General features: G+C 70.5%; 18 protein-coding genes. 11 read left to right on the plus strand and 7 right to left on the minus strand.

The genetic code is table 11. The features are described 5' to 3' along the window. The first annotated feature begins 23 nt into the window (after positions 1 to 23). From ACGFWI_RS16495 to ACGFWI_RS16510, 4 genes are all read left to right on the plus strand, one after another. On the plus strand, positions 24 to 1439 hold the full coding sequence (locus tag ACGFWI_RS16495) for a hypothetical protein (protein WP_393906639.1): 1416 nt from the start codon (positions 24 to 26) through the stop codon (positions 1437 to 1439). Positions 1440 to 1554: 115 nt separating this feature from the next. Beyond that, the gene (locus tag ACGFWI_RS16500) at positions 1555 to 2748 is read left to right on the plus strand and encodes a S8 family serine peptidase (RefSeq protein WP_393906640.1); all 1194 of its coding nucleotides are present in this window, start codon (positions 1555 to 1557) and stop codon (positions 2746 to 2748) included. A gap of 78 nt (positions 2749 to 2826) precedes the next feature. Then, positions 2827 to 3333, plus strand: coding sequence for an FBP domain-containing protein (locus tag ACGFWI_RS16505; protein WP_393906641.1), 507 nt, complete (start codon positions 2827 to 2829; stop codon positions 3331 to 3333). A 415-nt stretch (positions 3334 to 3748) separates the two neighbouring features. Continuing rightward, positions 3749 to 4606, plus strand: coding sequence for a hypothetical protein (locus ACGFWI_RS16510; protein ID WP_393906642.1), 858 nt, complete (start codon positions 3749 to 3751; stop codon positions 4604 to 4606). Here ACGFWI_RS16510 and ACGFWI_RS16515 read toward each other — a convergent pair. The 5 genes from ACGFWI_RS16515 to ACGFWI_RS16535 form a co-directional block, all read right to left on the minus strand. Beyond that, positions 4590 to 5363, minus strand: a complete 774-nt coding sequence (locus ACGFWI_RS16515) for a succinate dehydrogenase iron-sulfur subunit (RefSeq protein ID WP_393906643.1) — start codon at positions 5361 to 5363, stop codon at positions 4590 to 4592. The genes ACGFWI_RS16510 and ACGFWI_RS16515 overlap by 17 nt on opposite strands. Continuing rightward, positions 5363 to 7117 (minus strand): succinate dehydrogenase flavoprotein subunit, encoded by a 1755-nt coding sequence (sdhA, locus tag ACGFWI_RS16520; protein ID WP_393906644.1) that lies wholly within the window; start codon positions 7115 to 7117, stop codon positions 5363 to 5365. The genes ACGFWI_RS16515 and sdhA overlap by 1 nt, the downstream gene beginning before the upstream one ends. 20 nt (positions 7118 to 7137) lie before the next feature. Then, positions 7138 to 7626 carry a succinate dehydrogenase hydrophobic membrane anchor subunit gene (locus ACGFWI_RS16525; protein ID WP_393906645.1) on the minus strand — a complete coding sequence of 163 codons (489 nt, stop codon included), beginning with the start codon at positions 7624 to 7626 and terminating at the stop codon, positions 7138 to 7140. 6 nt (positions 7627 to 7632) lie between these two features. Then, on the minus strand, positions 7633 to 8013 hold the full coding sequence (gene sdhC, locus ACGFWI_RS16530; protein ID WP_393906646.1) for a succinate dehydrogenase, cytochrome b556 subunit: 381 nt from the start codon (positions 8011 to 8013) through the stop codon (positions 7633 to 7635). Positions 8014 to 8216: 203 nt separating this feature from the next. Beyond that, entirely contained in the window at positions 8217 to 8951 is a 735-nt protein-coding gene (locus tag ACGFWI_RS16535) for a 2-oxo-4-hydroxy-4-carboxy-5-ureidoimidazoline decarboxylase (RefSeq protein WP_393906647.1), read from the minus strand. Between the two features lie 194 nt (positions 8952 to 9145). Between ACGFWI_RS16535 and ACGFWI_RS16540 the strand changes: the two genes are divergently transcribed. From ACGFWI_RS16540 to ACGFWI_RS16550, 3 genes are all read left to right on the plus strand, one after another. Then, on the plus strand, positions 9146 to 10858 hold the full coding sequence (locus tag ACGFWI_RS16540; protein WP_393906648.1) for a glycoside hydrolase family 20 protein: 1713 nt from the start codon (positions 9146 to 9148) through the stop codon (positions 10856 to 10858). A 610-nt stretch (positions 10859 to 11468) separates the two neighbouring features. After that, complete coding sequence (locus ACGFWI_RS16545) at positions 11469 to 12272, plus strand: RNA polymerase sigma factor (RefSeq protein WP_393906649.1); 804 nt, start codon at positions 11469 to 11471, stop codon at positions 12270 to 12272. Next, complete coding sequence (locus ACGFWI_RS16550) at positions 12272 to 13315, plus strand: hypothetical protein (protein WP_393906650.1); 1044 nt, start codon at positions 12272 to 12274, stop codon at positions 13313 to 13315. Before ACGFWI_RS16545 ends, ACGFWI_RS16550 begins: the two co-directional genes overlap by 1 nt. A 358-nt stretch (positions 13316 to 13673) precedes the next feature. On the opposite strand, the gene ACGFWI_RS16555 is transcribed toward ACGFWI_RS16550, so the two are convergent. After that, the gene (locus tag ACGFWI_RS16555; RefSeq protein WP_393906651.1) at positions 13674 to 14513 is read right to left on the minus strand and encodes a L,D-transpeptidase family protein; all 840 of its coding nucleotides are present in this window, start codon (positions 14511 to 14513) and stop codon (positions 13674 to 13676) included. Positions 14514 to 14683: 170 nt separating this feature from the next. Here ACGFWI_RS16555 and ACGFWI_RS16560 point away from each other — a divergent pair, with 170 nt between their 5' ends. The 3 genes from ACGFWI_RS16560 to ACGFWI_RS16570 are packed head-to-tail and all read left to right on the plus strand — an operon-like array spanning position 14684 to position 16985. Beyond that, complete coding sequence (locus ACGFWI_RS16560; RefSeq protein ID WP_393906652.1) at positions 14684 to 16282, plus strand: methylmalonyl-CoA mutase; 1599 nt, start codon at positions 14684 to 14686, stop codon at positions 16280 to 16282. 59 nt (positions 16283 to 16341) lie between these two features. Next, on the plus strand, positions 16342 to 16758 hold the full coding sequence (locus tag ACGFWI_RS16565) for a hypothetical protein (RefSeq protein WP_393906653.1): 417 nt from the start codon (positions 16342 to 16344) through the stop codon (positions 16756 to 16758). 14 nt (positions 16759 to 16772) lie between these two features. Then, positions 16773 to 16985: a hypothetical protein gene (locus ACGFWI_RS16570; RefSeq protein ID WP_393906654.1), complete on the plus strand. Its 213-nt coding sequence runs from the start codon at positions 16773 to 16775 to the stop codon at positions 16983 to 16985. Between the two features lie 51 nt (positions 16986 to 17036). Here the strand turns inward: ACGFWI_RS16570 and ACGFWI_RS16575 are convergent, their stop codons facing one another. Continuing rightward, a complete protein-coding gene (locus tag ACGFWI_RS16575) occupies positions 17037 to 17738 on the minus strand; it encodes a FadR/GntR family transcriptional regulator (RefSeq protein ID WP_393906655.1) in 702 nt (233 codons plus the stop codon). Between the two features lie 131 nt (positions 17739 to 17869). Between ACGFWI_RS16575 and ACGFWI_RS16580 the strand changes: the two genes are divergently transcribed. Then, on the plus strand, positions 17870 to 18388 hold the full coding sequence (locus tag ACGFWI_RS16580) for a gluconokinase (protein WP_393906656.1): 519 nt from the start codon (positions 17870 to 17872) through the stop codon (positions 18386 to 18388). The last annotated feature ends 29 nt before the right edge of the window (positions 18389 to 18417 follow it).

Genomic DNA, 18417 nt, shown 5'->3' on the forward strand with positions numbered 1-18417 from the left:
GATGGATATGAAGGGGGGCCTGCATGGCTGACGCCAAGCAGGAATACGACAGCGCCAAGACGATGGAGCGGCAGCAGCAGGCGGCGGAGCGGGACGAGCGACTCAAGTCGTTCAAGGGGCACCGCCCCGTCCCCACCTCTCCATCGGACTTCCATCACCACGGTCTCAACGACCTCCGGGCGATGATCGAGAACGCCCATCCCGAGGGGATCGAGACGTCCGGTCACCACTGGCGTGCCTCCGCCGACCGGCTCGCGGGCGAGGACGGCCACGGTGGCATCCGTAAGTCCTTCATGGACGCCGTGGACCACGCAACGGCGCACTGGGAGGGCTCGGCCGCCAGGGCATTCCGCAAGGAAGCCCTCAAGGTCCTGGAGAAGATCGACCGGACGTACGGCCATGCCCGGGTCGTCGAACGGGTCCTGATCGGCAGCCGTGCCCTGGGCCCGGAGGCTGGTGTCGCCCACAACCTTCGCGAGGCCAAGAAGGCCATGTCGAAGATCAAGAACCCGGGCGTCGTGGACCGGGCGACGGACGAGAGCGGCGACGACAGCCAGTTCAAACGGGACATGGCAAACCCCAAGATGGACGCCCGTATGGCGCTGGAGCTCAACCGCGACAGCCTCTCCCTGACCAAGGAGCGCCAGGTCGAGGCGGTCATTGTGATGGACGAGCTGGCGCACCACTACGACGGCCAGGCCAAGGTCCTCAAGGAGGGCGTCGACCCCGGTGGGCCCTCCGGTGACTGGCCCAAGCATCCCGCCACCAGTTCGTCGCCGCCCCCGGTCAACATGCCCGACGTCGGCGGCAGCCACCCGCACCTGTCGTCGACGCCGCACACGCCCAACGGCGCGGGCGGCCATGCCGTCCCGCCGGGCTTCGACGGCCCCAAGGTCGCCCGGCCCGACCTGCCGGTGACCACCGGGCTCGACAGCGTGCAGGGCGGCACCCTCGCCCCGCCGTCGGGTGGCGGTGCCATCAACGGCGGGATGACCGGCGGCAGTCACGGCGTGTCCGGCGGTTCCGGCGGCTTCCCCGGCGGGGCCATCCCGCCCGGTGTCATCGGTATGCCGGGCGGCATGGGCTCCGGCGGGGGACGCGGCGCGGGCGGTGCCGGCGGTATGCGCGGCGGCATGCCGGGCGCCGGCATGGGCGGCAAGGCGGGCGCCGCGGGCGCGGCCGGCCGCAGCGGTCCGCAGGCACGTACCCGCGGCGGGATGGCCGGTAAGCCGGGCGGCCCGGCGGGCGGCGCCAAGCAGGGCGGCTCGGGGCTGCACCGCAGCCGTGGCGGCAAGCAGGCAGGCATGGCGGGCGCCGCCGGAGCCAAGGGCAAGGGCAAGGAGAAGGAGCGCACCACCGGGCAGCGTCCCGACTACCTCGTCGAGGACGAGGAGACCTGGACCCCGCAACGTAATGTTGCCCCTCGCGTCATCGAGTGAGCTGGCGATAACGTCGCCTGCGGCCCCTTGAGGCATGGCCCCGCACCCGGGTGTGCGGGGCTTTTCCTCAGACGGAACAATGCCGCCCGGACAGCACAGCAAGAAGGAGCGAAGGATGAGGGTCACCCGAACACTGCGCGCGACGGTGGGTGCGGCGCTGACCGGAGCGCTGCTGCTGGCCGCGGGCGGGACCGCCTCCGCGGATCAAGTACGCAAGGATCTGTGGCCGTTGGAGGCATTCGGGGCCCAGCAGCTCTGGAAAGAGGCCACCGGTAAGGGCGTGACGGTCGCCGTACTCGACAGCGGATTCCGTAAGACTCATCAAGATCTGGCGGGACAGTTCGTCGGTGGCGCGAATTTCGCGAATACGGCGGCAGGTGACGGGTCCGACGATCTCGGCCCTCATGAGGATATCCGTGACCATGGCACCGCCATGGCCGGGATCATCGCCGGCCACGGGCACGGCCCCGGCAGCTCCGAGGGCGTCAAGGGGCTGGCACCCGGCGCCAAAATCATGCCGCTTCCGCAATACAAGAACGGTGCGGCAGCGACTCGTTACGCGGCGGATCACGGCGCCGACGTCATCAACATGTCGTACACCGAAACCACCCCGTCCGCCGACACCTGCCCCGCCATCCACTATGCGGTGGAAAAGGGCGTGGTCGTGGTGGCCGGCGTCGGTAACGACGGCCTCCCCAAGAAGAGCTACCCGGCCGCCTGCCCCGGCGTCATCGGCGTGGGGTCGGTGGACGAGTACGGCGAGGCGGACGACGACAACAACTCCAACTCCACCCTCGATCTGCTCGCCCCGGGTGTGAAGATCCCCGTCGCCATGGGCAAGAGCGACGCGGACTACCGCACGGCGGACGGCAGCTCGGCCGCCACCGCCTACGTCTCCGCTGCCGCCGCCCTCCTCAAGCAGAAGTTCCCGGACCTCACCCCGGGCCAGATCGCCAACCGTCTGGTGAAGACCGCCGGCCTGGCACAGCCCGAGAAGGACAAGCACCTCAAGCTCCCGCACACCCACTACGGCTACGGCTACATCCAGCCCGGCCCCGCCCTCCGCCGCACCATCGCGGCCGGCCCCGCCGAGGGGCCCCTGCCGATGCCCCAGGGCAAGGCACCCCAGAAGACGGTCCGCCCCGGCGCCGACAAGGGCTACGACCCCAACCCGCCCATGGGCGGCAAGCAAGCGGTCATGCTGTACGGCGGTATCGGACTCGGCGTGGTCGTCATCGCCGGCATCATCATCGCCGTCGTGGTCGCCGTCCGCCGCCGCAACAACCCCCGCAACCAGGCCTGGGGCTGAGCCGGGACCGCCGCTGCCCGCCCCGGCGGGGAGAAATTCGGAAGACGTGGCCCCGGGGCGCTGTTAGCTTCCCAAACCATGGACCCCGTAGGTGAAAAAGCAATACGTGCCTCCTTCGTCAATTGCTCGAAGGGCGAGGCGAGCAGACTCCATCTGCCCGTGGGGCTGGCCGAACTCCCTTGGGGCGAGCTGGACTTCTTGGGGTGGCGTGATCCGGGGGCGCCGGACCGGAGTTATCTGGTCGCGCCGCGGGGCGATGGGATCGTCGGGGTGACGTTGCGGGTGCCGCAGGGCGTGCGACGGAGCTTCACGAAGACGACGGTCTGCTCGGTCTGTGTGACCGGGCATCCGGGATCCGGCGTCAGCCTGCTCGCCGCGCGCCGCGCCGGGCCGCTGGGGCGGCAGGGGAACACCGTCGGGACGTATCTGTGTGCCGACCTCGCCTGCTCCCTCTACGTCCGCGGGCGCAAGCGGTCCCAGCTCGCCGGGCGGCACGAGGAGACGCTGCCGCTGGAGGAGCGGGTCGCACGCACCGTACGGAACCTGGATGTCTTTCTGGACAAGGTGCTTGAGGGCGAGCGGTAGCGGACCGGAGGGGAGCAGGAGGGGGAGCGGGGGCATCCGCTCCCCCTCCTTCCTTTGCGGCCGCGGGTTCTCCGGAAGGTCGTCGCCGGGGGGCGAATACCGACGGCCTCCGTGCCTTGGCGCCCTGGGGGCAGGGTGGACCCGGGCTGACGCCCTGTGCGCCCTCCTGTGGCTTCGTCGGGCGGCAGACGGCCCAACTTGAGGGCGTGGCAGTTGATTTGACGCGACGTCGAGCCGACTTGGGGGTATCCGCGCAGGTCATGCGGGAGCCGCCGGGCGGAGGGCGAGGCACTGGCGGCGAGGGCGCTGCGGCCAGCTGAAGGGGTGGGGGAAATCTCCGGGCAGAGAGCCGGATGCTACCCGCCGGTTCTGCTTGCCACCATCCACCCGTCGGACAGATCCTCGTGTCCACGCCGTGAGGGGAGCGGCGCAGAAGCAGGGGGTCGATGTGCTGCGAGTGCACTTCACCGCGCAGGATCTGGCGCGTACGCGAGTGGCCGACGGGGCCGACCCGCTCTGGGAGACGGTGCTGAGCCTGCACAGTCTGCGGGAGAACGGGACCGATCCGGCGCTGGCGGCCTGGCGGCAGCACGCCGTGCGGAACGGGCCGGGGCCGTTGCGGACGCTGTTCGCGCTGGTCCCGCTCTACGGGTACTTCCCGGACTTCCTCACGCCGTCCGCGTCCCAGTACGGGGTCGAGTCCGGTCTGGAGGCCGTGATGAGCACCCCGCGGCAGCGGCTGCGGACCGAGCTGACGCGGCTGTCGGGGCACCGGGCGCTGCCGGGATGGGCGCGCGGTATCGGCGAGGGCGAGCCGGCCGCACTGCGCCGGCTCGCGCGCAGCCTGCGGACGTATCACCATTTGGCGGTGGCGCCGGCCTGGCCGCGGATCGCCCAACGGGTCGGTGCGGACCGGGAGTTGCGCAAGCATGCGCTGGGGCAGTCCGGGATGGAGGCGATGCTGCGGACGTTCGGGGCGCCGATGCGCTGGCGGCCGCCGGTGCTGGAGGTCGGCTATCCGGTGGAGCGGGAGCTGCACCTGCAGGGACGCGGCCTGGTCTTCGTCCCCTCGTACTTCTGCTGTGACCACCCGCTGACGCTGGTGGACGAAGCGCTGCCGCCGGTGCTCGTGTACCCGGCGCGGGACACGGCGGGCGATGCCGAAGGGCCCCGCCTCCGTGGACATGGAGGCGAGGCCCTTCGGGACGTACCGGCTCTGCTCGGCGGCCGGGTCGGAACCCGGATCGCCGCCGGCCTCAGAAGCGCCGGGTGATCAGTGCCCGCTTGACTTCCTGGATGGCCTTGGTGACCTCGATACCGCGCGGGCAGGCGTCCGTGCAGTTGAAGGTCGTCCGGCAGCGCCAGACGCCGTCCTTGTCGTTGAGGATTTCGAGCCGCTGCTCGCCGCCCTCGTCGCGCGAGTCGAAGATGAAGCGGTGCGCATTGACGATCGCCGCCGGGCCGAAGTACTGGCCGTCGTTCCAGAACACCGGGCACGAGGACGTGCAGGCGGCGCACAGGATGCACTTGGTGGTGTCGTCGAAGCGCTCGCGGTCCTCGGCGGACTGGCGCCGCTCACGGGTCGGCTCGTTGCCGGTCGTGATGAGGAAGGGCATCACATCGCGGAACGCCTGGAAGAAGGGCTCCATGTCGACGACAAGGTCCTTCAGCACGGTCAGGCCCTTGATGGCCTCGACCGTGATCGGCTTCTCCGGGTTGATGTCCTTGATCAGCGTCTTGCAGGCGAGGCGGTTGCGGCCGTTGATGCGCATGGCGTCCGAGCCGCAAATGCCGTGGGCGCAGGAACGACGGAAGGTCAGCGTCCCGTCGAGCTCCCACTTGATCTTGTGGAGGGCGTCCAGGACGCGCTCCTTGGGGTCGATCTCCAGCTGGAAGTCCTCCCAGCTGGCGTCCTCCGAGACCTCCGGGTTGAACCGGCGGATCCGGAAGGTGACCGTGATCAGTTGCGAAGCGCCGTCCTCGGCCGCGTCCAGTGCCGCGGAGTGCTTGTCGAGAGTCGGGGTGCTCATCAGTACTTACGCTCCATCGGCTGGTAGCGGGTCTGCACGACCGGCTTGTAGTCGAGGCGGATCGACTCGGTGCCGTCTGCGCCCACCTCGCGGTACGCCATGGTGTGCCGCATGAAGTTGACGTCGTCGCGGTTGGGGAAGTCCTCGCGGTAGTGACCGCCGCGGGACTCCTTGCGGGCCAGCGCGGACACCGCCATGACCTCGGCCAGGTCGAGCAGGTTGCCCAGCTCGATGGCCTCCAGGAGGTCGGTGTTGAACCGCTTGCCCTTGTCCTGGACGGACACGTTCAGGTAGCGCTCGCGCAGCTCGCCGATCTTCTCGACCGCGGTCTTGATCGTCTGCTCGGTGCGGAACACCATCACATTGGCGTCCATGCACTCCTGCAGCTCCTTGCGGATCTCGGTGATCCGCTCGGTGCCGTTGGAGGTGCGCAGCCGCTCGACCTGGTCGATGACCTGCTGCGCCGGGTTCTCGGGGAGCTCGACGAAGTCGGCGCCCGCGGAGTACTCGGCGGCGGCGATGCCGGCCCGGCGCCCGAAGACATTGATGTCCAGGAGCGAGTTGGTGCCCAGGCGGTTGGCGCCGTGCACGGAGACACAGGCCACCTCACCGGCGGCGTACAGGCCCGGCACGACCGTGGTGTTGTCCGACAGGACCTCACCCTCGACGTTGGTCGGGATGCCGCCCATGGCGTAGTGCGCGGTCGGCTGGATCGGGATCGGGTCCGTGTAGGGCTCGATACCGAGGTAGGTCCGCGCGAACTCGGTGATGTCCGGGAGCTTGGCGTCCAGCTGCTCCGGCGGCAGGTGGGTGAGGTCCAGGTAGACGTGGTCGCCGTCCGGGCCGCAGCCGCGGCCCTCGCGGATCTCCGTGTAGATGGAGCGCGAGACGACATCACGCGAGGCCAGGTCCTTCATGACGGGCGCGTACTTCTCCATGAAGCGCTCGCCGTCCTTGTTGCGAAGGATGCCGCCCTCGCCGCGCGCACCCTCGGTGAGGAGGATGCCCATGCGCCAGATGCCCGTCGGGTGGAACTGGAAGAACTCCATGTCCTCCAGCGGCAGCCCGCGGCGGTAGGCCGCGGCCTGGCCGTCACCGGTCAGGGTGTGCGCGTTCGAGGTCACCTTGAAGAACTTGCCGGTGCCGCCGGACGCAAAGATGATCGACTTCGCCTGGAAGACGTGGATCTCGCCGGTGGCCAGCTCGTACGCGACGACGCCCGCGGACTTCTTGACGCCGTCGACGTCCTGGAGCAGCAGGTCGAGCACGTAGAACTCGTTGAAGAACTCCACGCCCTCCTTGACGCAGTTCTGGTACAGCGTCTGGAGGATCATGTGGCCGGTGCGGTCCGAGGCGTAGCAGGACCGGCGGACCGGGGCCTCACCGTGGTTACGGGAGTGACCGCCGAAGCGGCGCTGGTCGATCGTGCCGTCCGGCGTGCGGTTGAACGGCAGGCCCATCTTCTCAAGGTCGAGGACCGAGTCGATGGCCTCCTTCGCGAGGATCTCGGCGGCGTCCTGGTCGACCAGGTAGTCGCCACCCTTGATCGTGTCGAAGGTGTGCCACTCCCAGTTGTCTTCCTCGACGTTCGCGAGGGCGGCAGCCATACCGCCCTGGGCGGCGCCGGTGTGGGAGCGGGTCGGGTAGAGCTTCGTCAGGACCGCGGTGCGGCTGCGCTTGGTCGACTCGATGGCCGCACGCATGCCCGCGCCACCGGCGCCGACGATGACGGTGTCGTACTTGTGGATCTTCATGGTTCCAGTCAGCCCCGGCTTCAGGAGATGTTCGGGTCGAAGGTGAAGATCACCAGCGTGCCCAGAAGGACGGTGAACACCGTCGCGGTGTACAGCAGCATCTTCAGCCAGAAGCGGGTGTTGTCCCGCTGCGCGTAGTCGTTGATGACCGTGCGCAGGCCGTTGGCGCCGTGCAGCATGGCGAGCCAGAGCATCGCCAGGTCCCAGACCTGCCAGAACGGCGAGGCCCAGCGGCCGGCCACGAAAGCGAAGCCGATCTTGGAGACGCCGCCGTCGAGGACCAGCTGGATCAGCAGGTGACCCAGGACCAGGACGACCAGCACGATGCCGGACAGCCGCATGAACAGCCAGGCCTGCAGCTCGAAGTTGCCCCGGGACGCACGCCCGGTCTTCCTCGTGCGCTTGCGCGGCGGCTCGATGACCGGAGCCGGGTGGTCCACGTCGTAGAGCGGGACGTTGTCGGGCGCACCCGTCGCGGTGGCACCTGCGGAGGTGGTTTCAGCGGACATCTCGCGTCAGCTCCCGAACAGCGTGCGCAGGGTGTGCTGCAGCACGGGGTAGAAGGCACCGGCCATCAGCACGACCCAGACACCGACAACCGTCCACAGCATCTGCTTCTGGTACCTCGGGCCCTTCGACCAGAAGTCCACGGCGACGACCCGCAGGCCGTTGAGCGCGTGGAAGAGGATGGCGGCCACCAGGCCGTACTCCATCACGTTGACGATCGGCGTCTTGTATGTCGCAACGACGTTGTCGTAGGCCTCGGGGGAGACGCGTACGAGAGCGGTGTCGAGGACGTGTACGAACAGGAAGAAGAAGATGAGGACGCCGGTGACTCGATGAGCCACCCAGGACCACATGCCTTCCCGGCCGCGGTACAGCGTTCCAGCCGGCACGGAAAAACCCTCCGGGAGCGGGGATTGGGGCCAGCCGGCTTCTCTGTCGGTCGGGCCCGGCCGGGTACGGTCCACCGGCCCTGGCCATCGTAGCGACGTGTTGTCGGTTCGTTGCGCCGGGGTCCTTAGGTGTGATCAAACAGGCACCAACGGGCTATCACACAAGTACGAACCAGACTTTACCGGCCAAAGGCCCTGATCCGTTACTGTCCGGAGCTCACCAGCCGCGCCAGCCGTCCGCGGGCCAGCCGGCGCAGTTCGTCCGCGGCGACCGACCGCTCCTCGTCCGGTTCGTTGCCCAGCCGGGTGCGGATGCCGGACAGCACCTGGTCGAGCAGCTCGTCGTCGCGGTAGCCGTCCAGGCAGATCACGAAGACGTGGCGAAACCGCCGCTCGTACTCGGCGTGTGCCGCGCGCAGTGCGGTGTGGGCGGCGAGGGTGCCGGGCCCGCGGGCGCCGACCAGCGGCTGCGACGAGAGGGACTCCTCGGCGAGCGCCTCGTCCAGCTCGGCCGCGGTCAGGTCGTAACAGGCCTCGTCGGAGGCGGCGAGCAGGGACTCCGGATCCGGGTACGGACGGTGTGCGGCAACCCGCTCGGCCCAGCGTCGGCTGCCGCAGCAGCTCAGGAGCGCGGTCAGGGTGTCGTCCCGGGTGAGGGCGTTGAAACGGCCGAGCCCGATGTCCTCACGACGAGGGCGGGGCAGGGCGGTGCCGGGGGTCCGTGAAGGTATGCCGCACCACGGGGGCTGCGGATGACGCAGCGTCGTCGGCCGGGCGGCCGGGGTGTCACCGGACAGCGTGGGCTCCTCGGACGGATGCGAATGGATCGGTTCGACGGGTGCGGGACGGGCGACTGACGGAAGCTGGGGGAAGCGGACCGAAGCCGGGACGCAAAGGAAGCGGCGGCGGGTGTGACGGTGGTGCGTGTGACACGACACCCCGGCCGTGTCCGGTGGTTCCGGAGGGCCCTGTGAAGGGGTGCCGACCGGAAACGCCACGCTAACGACGCTTGTCGTTCGCTGTCCGATGGATGCACGAATTTCACCCGGATGGGAGAGCTTTCGTGCCTTCGGTGGACGACCGGCTCCGCGCACCTGGCAATGCCTTCGCCCCGAAAAGTGAGGATTGCACGATGTCGAATCCGATGCGGCCGCCCCGCGCCCCGCGGCCCTCGGCCTCCCTGCGCCCCCTGACGAGCCCGAGTACGCGGACCGCCCCGACGGCCCGGTACGCGCTGTCGGCCGCGGCCCTCACCGGTGCGTTGCTGCTCGCCGGCTGCTCCGGCGCCGCCGACACCGAGCCGCCCGGGAGTACCAGCGCCAAGATGAACCCCTCGTCCGACGCCACCCCGACGTGGGCGCCGGTGACGGGATCACCGCAGGTCATCCCCGCCGTCCGGGACTTCCGCCGGGCCGACGGGCGCGGCTGGCGCCCGTCCAAGGGGGCCCGTGTGGTGGTGCCGGCCGGCGAGAAGAGCAATGTCGCCGACGAGGCCCAGCTGATGGCCCGTGACCTCGGACTCACCGTCGTCTACGGCGACCAGAAAGTACGGCCCGGCGACATCGAGGTGAAGCTGACGGGCAAGAACAGCGACAACAACGTTCCCGTCCAGGGCGCCGCCGACGAGGCCTACACCCTCACCGCCGACGGCACCAAGCTCACTCTCACGGCTCCCACCGACGCCGGAATCTTCTACGGCACCCGCACCGTCAAGCAGGCCGTCCACGCCGCCGGCGGACTTCCCGAGGGCACCATCCAGGACCGGCCGGGCCGCCCGCAGCGCGGACTGTCGCTGGACAACGCCCGGAAGCCGTTCACCCAGGACTGGATCGAGGCCCGGCTGAGGGAGATCGCCGACCTCAAGCTCAACCAGTTCCAGCTGCACTTCTCCGACGACCAGGGCTTCCGCATCCAGAGCGACACCCACCCCGAGATCGTCTCCGCCGACCATCTCACCAAGGCCCAGGTCCGCCAGATCATCGCGCTCGCGCGCAGCCTGCACATCTCCGTCGTCCCGGAGCTGGACTCGCCCGGCCACCTGGGCGCCGTGCTCGACCACTATCCCGCTCTGCAGCTGCACAACGCCCAGGGCCGGGTGATCCATGGCGCGATCGACATCTCCAACCCCAAGTCGGCCCCGCTGGTCGACTCGCTGCTGCGGGAATTCAGCGAGCTGTTCACCAACCCCAAGGGCGCCCCGGCGTACTGGCACCTGGGCGGCGACGAGTACCAGGCGCTGATGTCGTCCTCCCCCGCCACCTCGTATCCGCAGCTGGCGTCTGCCGCGCGGCAGAAGTACGGCTCCCGCGGCACCATCGAGGACCTGACGACCGGCTGGCTCAACGACCGGCAGAAGACCGTGGCGGCCAAGGGCAAGAACCGCGTCGAGGCCTGGAACGACGGATTCTTCGCCGGCGGGGTCGTGGCCGCGGACAAGAACCGGATGGTCGACTACTGGACCGGCAAGGAGGCCGGCAAGCGGGACCCCGCGGAATTCCTGCGCGAGGGCCGCAACGTCATGAACTTCAACGACGAGTACCTCTACTACGTGCTCGGCGAGCCCAATCAGTTCACCTATCCGACCGGGCAGCGGATCTACCAGAGCTGGACCCCGCGGGTGATCCGCGGCACCCAGCCGGTGGCGGTGCCCGTGAGCATGACGGGCCCGGACCGCATCCCCGGGGCGCGCTTCGCGATCTGGTGCGACCGGTCCCAGGCGCAGACGCCGGCGCAGGTGGCGGCCGGAATCCAGCTGCCGCTGGCGGCGCTGGCGCAGAAGACCTGGGACCCGCGGACGCCCGCCCTGTCCTGGACGGACTTCAAGGCGCTGGCGAGCCGGGTGTGAGAGACGACCCGGTAAGAAACGGGTGAGAGAACGAGGACGGCCGGGGCCGCCACCCCCCACAGGAGAGGCCCCGGCCGTCGTTCGCGAAGGGCCTGTGACGGCCCCCTATCCGGTACAGCGCCAGACGGCGCGAAAGCGTCACACGGGGTACGGGCAGGCGTACGGCTAGTGGTCTGGACGCAGGCCGGGACAGGCCCGTAACGTGCGGATCCGCGCCGGTCGGCGCACTGTTCAGGCCGTCGGCCGCGGCGGGAGAAAAGCCCTCCTCCCCGGGAGTTCCAGATGGATCCGTGCGCGTACTCCGCCGGAGCGTCGGTCGCTCGGCGCCCCTCTTCCCTCGGCGCCGCCGCAGCGGGCGGCGCCCGCATCCCGGGTTCGGATCGTTTGCCCACACGGGATACGGTCTGCGGGAACATCCGGGTTACCAGCGGTTTCCGGCCGGTCGCGGCCGGCGGCGCGCGGTAGCCGGCCCGTCTCCGGCGCGTACGGAGGGCACTGCCCGCCCGAACGACACCGGGAACGGGGAGCCAAGGCCGGTGGCACGGCCGAGCGAAGCAGTAATGCAGCAAGGACCGGGCGGCGGACATTCCGCGTGCGACAGGATGGACCCGTGCGAGGGGACGACATTCAGCCGGACGACCGTCGGCTGACGGTGGCCGTGCAGGCGGCACAGGACGGTGACGAGGCGGCGTTCCGTATCGTCTACCGCGCCGTACATCCCCGACTGCTGGGATATGTACGGACCTTGGTGAGCGAACCGGATGTGGAGGATGTCACCTCCGAGGCCTGGCTCCAGATCACCCGGGACCTCGCCCGTTTCAGCGGCGACGCCGACCGCTTCCGCGGCTGGGCCGCCCGCATCGCCCGCAACCGCGCCCTCGACCACATCAGGATGCGCGGCCGCCGCCCGGCGACCGGCGGCGACGAAAGCGAACTGGCCGACACCCCCAGTGCCTCCGACACCGCGGGCGAGGCGCTCGAAGCCCTCGGCACCGGCCGCACCATGCGGCTGATAGCCCGGCTGCCGCAGGACCAGGCCGAGGCCGTGGTGCTCCGGGTGGTGGTCGGGCTCGATGCCAAGAGCGCCGCGCAGGTGCTCGGCAAGCGGCCCGGCGCGGTGCGCACCGCCGCACACCGCGGACTGCGGCGGCTCGCCGAGCTGATCGGCGAGGAGCCGGACGGCAGCCAGGACGGACGTCAGGACAGCACTCGGCAGCACGGCCCGGACGGCGGCGACGACGGCGCCGACCAGGGTGAAGGAGCTCCCTCCGGCCGGCCCGTACAGGGCCCGCACGGAGGTGGCGGAACGGTGAATGGAGTGCCCGTACAGGGCAGAAGACGCCGCGACGGCGTGGCGGAATCGTACGTACCGGGTGTGACGGAAACGGCCGCACGAACGCAGAAGGACATGTGATGGCCGACGACGGGTACAACTGGCTCGACAAGGACACCGCGGAGCAATTGCTGCGCGGTGAACCGGTCAGTGCCCGGCACGGCGACGGCGCACGTGAACTCGAACAGCTTCTGGAGGCCGCCGCCGCGGTCGCCGCAAGGACGCCCGAAACCGTCGAGCTGCCCGGCGAAGAGGCGGCCGTCGCCGCATTCCGCCAGGCTGCCCGCAGCGGCTCCGGCGCCCGCCACCGCGCCGCCGGCGAACCGTTCCCCGGCGCACGCACCGCCCACGCCGCGGACCTCGCCGAACGCACCCGGCTAGGCCGCCCCCTCCGGCGCGGCTTCGCCGTGGCCCTCGCCGCCTGCGCCATCGGCGGCGTCGCCGTCGCGGCCGGTACCGGCGTCCTGCCCAGCCCTTTCCGGGGCGGCGGCGACCCCGCACCCGCCGCCAGTGTCTCCGCCGCCGAAAGCCCCGGACCGTTCAACACCGGGGAGCCCGGCGCCCAGACCGACGGCACCACGGCGCAGACCCCCGACGCCACCCCCGGCGGACAGGACACCGCACCCACCGAGACCCCCAGACCCGGCAGTAGCCCCGGCGCCGGCACGAGACCCGGCGGCGGCGCTCCGAGCGGCGGCACGGGGCACGGCCACGGCAAGCCCGGTGACGGCGGAACCCTTCCCGGCCACGGGGACAAGAAGAACTTTCTGCTCGCCCTGTGCCGGGACTACGAGTCCGGCAAACGGGACGCCATGGACCGTGACGCGCTGCGGCGCCTCGAAAGCAAGGCCGGCGGGGCGGCGAAGGTGCACGTCTTCTGCCGCGCCTACCTGGCGCGGTACCAGAGCGGTGGCGGCTCGGACGGCAACGACGGCTTCGGCGGCGGCACCGGCGGATCCGGCCAGAGCAGCGGCGGGTCGGGCGGCGACGAGGACGACGACGGACACCCGCCCCAGTCGCCCGGCGCCGGCCCCAGCTCCGGCACCTCCACCCCGGCCCCCAGCCCCTCGGCAACCACCCCGGACTCCGGGAGTGCCACGCCGAGCGCATCCGCCACCGGCTAGACCGTGCCGGACGTCGCGAGCTCGCGCTGATCCGAAGGGCGCGGCCCAGGTGTGACGTTTTTTGAACCCGTGACGCAGTAATAAATGAAGCCGACTGGTCATCGGCTGCGCGACGAGCCGGGGTTCCCCCCGTACCTACGGCTCCGCGCATTTGGCGCGGGCGGGGCACGTTCCCCCGGCCCTGCCCGCGCCCTTCCTTCCCCCTCCTCCGCCTTGCGATGCAGCTCGGCATCCGTGCATCACATGAAGAGCCGAGACGGAGTGAGCGGTGGGGGTGCCCCCGCGCCCTTAAGGCGTGGGGGAGAACGCAGTGCATCTGACGCCGTGCGCCGATCCGCCAGGGATTGCGGGACAGCCCTCAGCGAGAGACCACCACCTTGGTCCCCTTCTTCACCGTGTCGAAGAGGGCGGCGATCTTGGTCTTGTCGCGGACGTTGACGCAGCCGTGTGAGGCGCCGCTGTAGCCGCGGGCGGCGAAGTCCGCGGAGTAGTGGACGGCCTGGCCGCCGCTGAAGAACATCGCGTACGGCATGGCCGTGTGGTAGAGCGTCGAGACGTGGTGGCGGCTCTTGAAGGTGAGGGCGAAGACGCCCTCGCGGGTGGGGGTGTACTGCGAGCCGAAGCGGACATCCATCGCCGAGACGATCCGGCCGTCCACCCTCCAGGTGAGGGTGTTGCTCCGCTTGCTGATGCAGATCACCTTCCCCTTCATACAGCGCGGGTCGGGGGTGCCGACCGGCCTCGTGGTGGGCGGGTGGAGCTCGGTGTGCGACGGCCGGCGGGTCTGGGACCGCAGGGCCCGCCAGGCCGTGGGCTGCACGGCGCCCGTACGGGGCAGGCCCTGCCGCCGCTGGAAAGTGCGGACCGAGGCGGTGGTCACGGATGCGTAGTAGCCCGTCGGGGAGCGGTCGAAGAGACCCAGCTGGCCCAGCCTCGCCTGGAGTTCGCGGACCTGCGCGCCGCGCGAGCCGGCCGCCATGACCGGCCGGGGGGCCGCGGGCGCGTGGTGGGTGGTGCGGTGGGGGCGCGGCGCGGTGGTGTGCTTGGCCGCGGCCGGTGGCGTGTGACGGCCGAGAGGCGGGGGAGCGGGGGTGGTGGGGGCGTAGCGGGTGCCCTTGCTGTCCGGCGAACCGGATCCGGTGACCTTCACGGGGTGGCAGCCCACCGCCAGCGCCGCCACCACCAGCACCGCGGCCACCGCAGGCGCCGTACGTCTTCCACTGCTCCGCTGCATGCGCAACCCCCGCATCTCGGCGGCCCGACCGGCCATCGGAGACTCTTCCCAGTGCTGCGGGGCGGCGAACCTGCGGGCATGCTGTGAGCAAGGCGTATCCCCGATGCCGGTCACTCAGTGGGAGGCGTACACCCATGGCGCACGAGTCGGGCAGTGAGCGGTACAACGAGAGCGGCCTGCCCATCGAGCCGGTGTACGGGCCGGAGGCGCTGGACGGCTGGGACCCGGAGCGCAGCCTCGGCGCGCCCGGCAGCTACCCCTTCACCCGTGGCGTCTACCCGTCGATGTACACCGGGCGGCCCTGGACGATGCGGCAGTACGCCGGCTTCGGCACCGCGCGCGAGTCCAACGCCCGCTACCGGCAGCTGATCGCCCACGGCACCACGGGGCTGTCGGTCGCCTTCGATCTGCCGACGCAGATGGGCCACGACTCGGACACCCCGATCGCCTCGGGCGAGGTCGGCAAGGTCGGGGTGGCCATCGACTCCGTCGAGGACATGCGGGTGCTGTTCGGCGGTATCCCGCTCGACAAGGTGTCGACGTCGATGACGATCAACGCGCCCGCCGGGCTGCTGCTGCTCCTCTACCAACTGGTGGGGGAGGAGGAAGGGGTGGCGGCCGGTCAGCTGAACGGAACGATTCAGAACGATGTGCTCAAGGAGTACATCGCGCGCGGGACCTACATCTTCCCGCCGCAGCCGTCGCTGCGGCTGACCGCGGACATCTTCCAGTACTGCCGGGCCGAGATCCCCCGGTGGAACACCATCTCCATCTCCGGCTACCACATGGCGGAGGCAGGCGCCTCGCCCGCACAGGAGATCGCCTTCACGCTCGCCAACGGCATCGCCTATGTGCGCACCGCCGTTGCCGCCGGGATGGATGTCGACGACTTCGCGCCGCGGCTCTCCTTCTTCTTCGTCGCCCGTACGACGCTGCTGGAAGAGGTCGCCAAGTTCCGGGCCGCGCGCAGGGTCTGGGCCCGGGTGATGCGGGAGGAGTTCGGGGCGAAGAACCCCAAGTCGCTGATGCTGCGGTTCCACACCCAGACCGCGGGGGTGCAGCTCACCGCCCAGCAGCCGGAGGTGAACCTGGCACGGGTCACCCTCCAGGGGCTCGCCGCCGTGCTCGGCGGCACCCAGTCGCTGCACACCAACTCCTTCGACGAGGCCATCGCCCTGCCCACCGACAAGTCGGCCCGCCTCGCGCTGCGTACCCAGCAGGTGCTCGCCTACGAGACCGATGTGACCGCCACCGTCGATCCGTTCGCCGGTTCCTACGCCGTCGAGTCGATGACGGACGAGGTCGAGGAGGCGGCCGCGGCGCTGATGCGGCGGGTCGAGGACATGGGCGGTGCGGTGGCCGCCATCGAGCGGGGTTTCCAGAAGGACGAGATCGAGCGCAACGCCTACCGCCTCGCGCAGGAGACGGACGCCGGCGAGCGGGTCGTGGTCGGCGTCAACCGCTTCCGGCTGGACGAGGAGGAGCCGTACGAGCCGCTGCGGGTCGACCCGGCGATCGAGGCCCAGCAGATCGAACGGCTCGCCGTGCTCCGGGACCGCCGTAATGCCCGTGCGGTATCGGCGGCCCTCGGCGATCTGCGCAAGGCCGCCGAGGGCACGGACAACGTCCTCCACCCCATGCGCGAGGCACTGCGGGCGAGGGCGACGGTGGGCGAGGTATGCGATGCGCTGCGGGAGGTGTGGGGGACGTATGTGCCCACGGATGCGTTCTGAGTGGGCAGTTGAAGGGGTGGGGGACGGGCCGTGCGGGGGCGGCTGTACGACCCGGGGATGTGGCGGGCCGCGCAGGCTTCGTGAGGGACGCGGTCGAGTCATCACTGCCCGCCTTCCCCGGCGCCCGCACCGATTTCCTATACGAGGCGGTGTCCTTCGGGCAGGGTCGGGACTTCGGCGAGGCGCTGCGCGCCCTCGCGTCCGCGCTGCGGTCGCAGTGTCCCGAGGGGCGGCTCGAACTCCGCGGTTCGCTGGCCGGTGACGCGTATGACCGCTACAGCGATATCGACCTGTTGTGGAACGTTCCCGGCGAACGGTTCGCGGCGGCCGTGGCGGGGGCCGTGAAGCCCGGTATGCCGGGGGCGGGATGCGGAGACCGTCCGGGGCTGGTGGAGCGTGGAGGTGCGCGGGTCGGGCTGAGGGCGCGGGCGCTGGCCGGGCGGGTACGGGAGCTTGTGACCGCCGAGCTGGACTGAGTCACACTGGTGTGATGTCGTCACCCCGCCGCGCGTGCCCCGTCTGTATCCGAGAGATCGCCGTTGTCGGCGGCCGCTTCGCCCGTCATGACCCGCCTGGCCGGCGAACGGTGCTGGAGCTGATCTCCTGCCCGGGGTCGCGCAGGATCGCGCCGATGATGGCGCCCGCGGAGAAGCTGTTCGACCCGGAGGAGCCGCCGATTCCGGGGCAGCAGCCGCTGTTCTGAGCCGGGGCGCCCGTCCTCCCACCCGTGACGGGTGCCCGACCGAACCGCCAACTACGGTGCCAGCACGTCCAGTTCGGCCATCGCACCGGCCGTGATCTCGCGGGTCAGGGACTCCGCGCGTGCCGCGTCGCCGGTGCGTACCGCCTCCGCGACCTGGACATGGAGGGTGACCGCGGCCGGGTCGGGGTCGGTGAACATCACATGGTGCTGGGTGCGGCCGGTCAGGACGGCGGCGACCACATCGCCGAGCCGGGCGAACATCTCATTGCCGGAGGCGGTCAGTACGACCCGGTGGAAGGCCATGTCGTGGACGAGGTAGGCGTCGAGCTGCTGGCCGCGTGAGGTGGCGACCATGCCCATGGCCTGTTCGGTGAGTTCGGCGCACTGCGCGGGGGTGGCGTACTGGGCGGCGAGGCCCGCGGCGGCCGGTTCGATCGCCGAGCGCAGCACGGTCAGCGAGCGCAGCTGGCGGGAGCGGTCCCGGCCGGCCAGCCGCCAGCCGATCACCCGCGGGTCGTAGACGTTCCACTCCTCGGTGGGGCGGACGGTCACCCCCACGCGGCGCCGGGAGGCGACCAGCTGCATGGATTCCAGTACCCGGATCGCCTCGCGGATGACCGTGCGTGAGACGTCGAAGCGCTGCTCCAGCTCGTCCGTGCGCAGGATCGTGCCCGGAGGGTAGTCGCCCGCGGTGATCGCGGGTCCGAGGGACTCCAGCACACGGGCGTGCAGTCCCTTCCCCTCGTTTTCCATGGGGCAAGCCTACGTTCCCGCACCCCGACCAATTAAGTATGACGTTTGCGTCACAGGCTCTTGAATACGTCGTACCTAATGAGTTTCATTGGGGACCGCACGGGTCAATGAAGACAGCGAGGTACTACGGGATGAGCACCCCCGACGTGATCGTCGTGATGGGCGTGGCCGGCACCGGCAAGACCACGATCGGCCCGCTGGTGGCCGGTGAACTGGGCGTCCCGTACGCCGAGGGTGACGACTTCCACCCGCCCGCCAACATCGCCAAGATGTCGGCGGGCACCCCGCTGGACGATGACGACCGCGGCCCGTGGCTGGACGCCATCGGCGCCTGGGCGCACGAGCGGGCCGGGCACGGCGGTGTGGTCAGCAGCTCCGCGCTCAAGCGCGCCTATCGCGACCGGCTGCGTGCCGCCGCCCCCGGAGTCGTCTTTCTGCACCTCACCGGGGGCCGCGCCCTGATCGAGGAGCGGATGGCCGAGCGCCAGGGCCACTTCATGCCGACCGCGCTGCTGGACTCCCAGTTCGCCACGCTCGAACCGCTCGGGCCCGACGAGTCCGGTGTCGCCGTGGATGTGTCCGGCACCCCGGAGGAGATCGCCGAGCGCGCGGTGGCCGCGCTGCGCGCGATGGTCCCGCCGGGCGAATAGCCCCGTACCCCACACCCGTACCGCAGAAC

This window comes from Streptomyces sp. NPDC048434 (assembly GCF_043200375.1).
Taxonomy (GTDB): domain Bacteria; phylum Actinomycetota; class Actinomycetes; order Streptomycetales; family Streptomycetaceae; genus Streptomyces.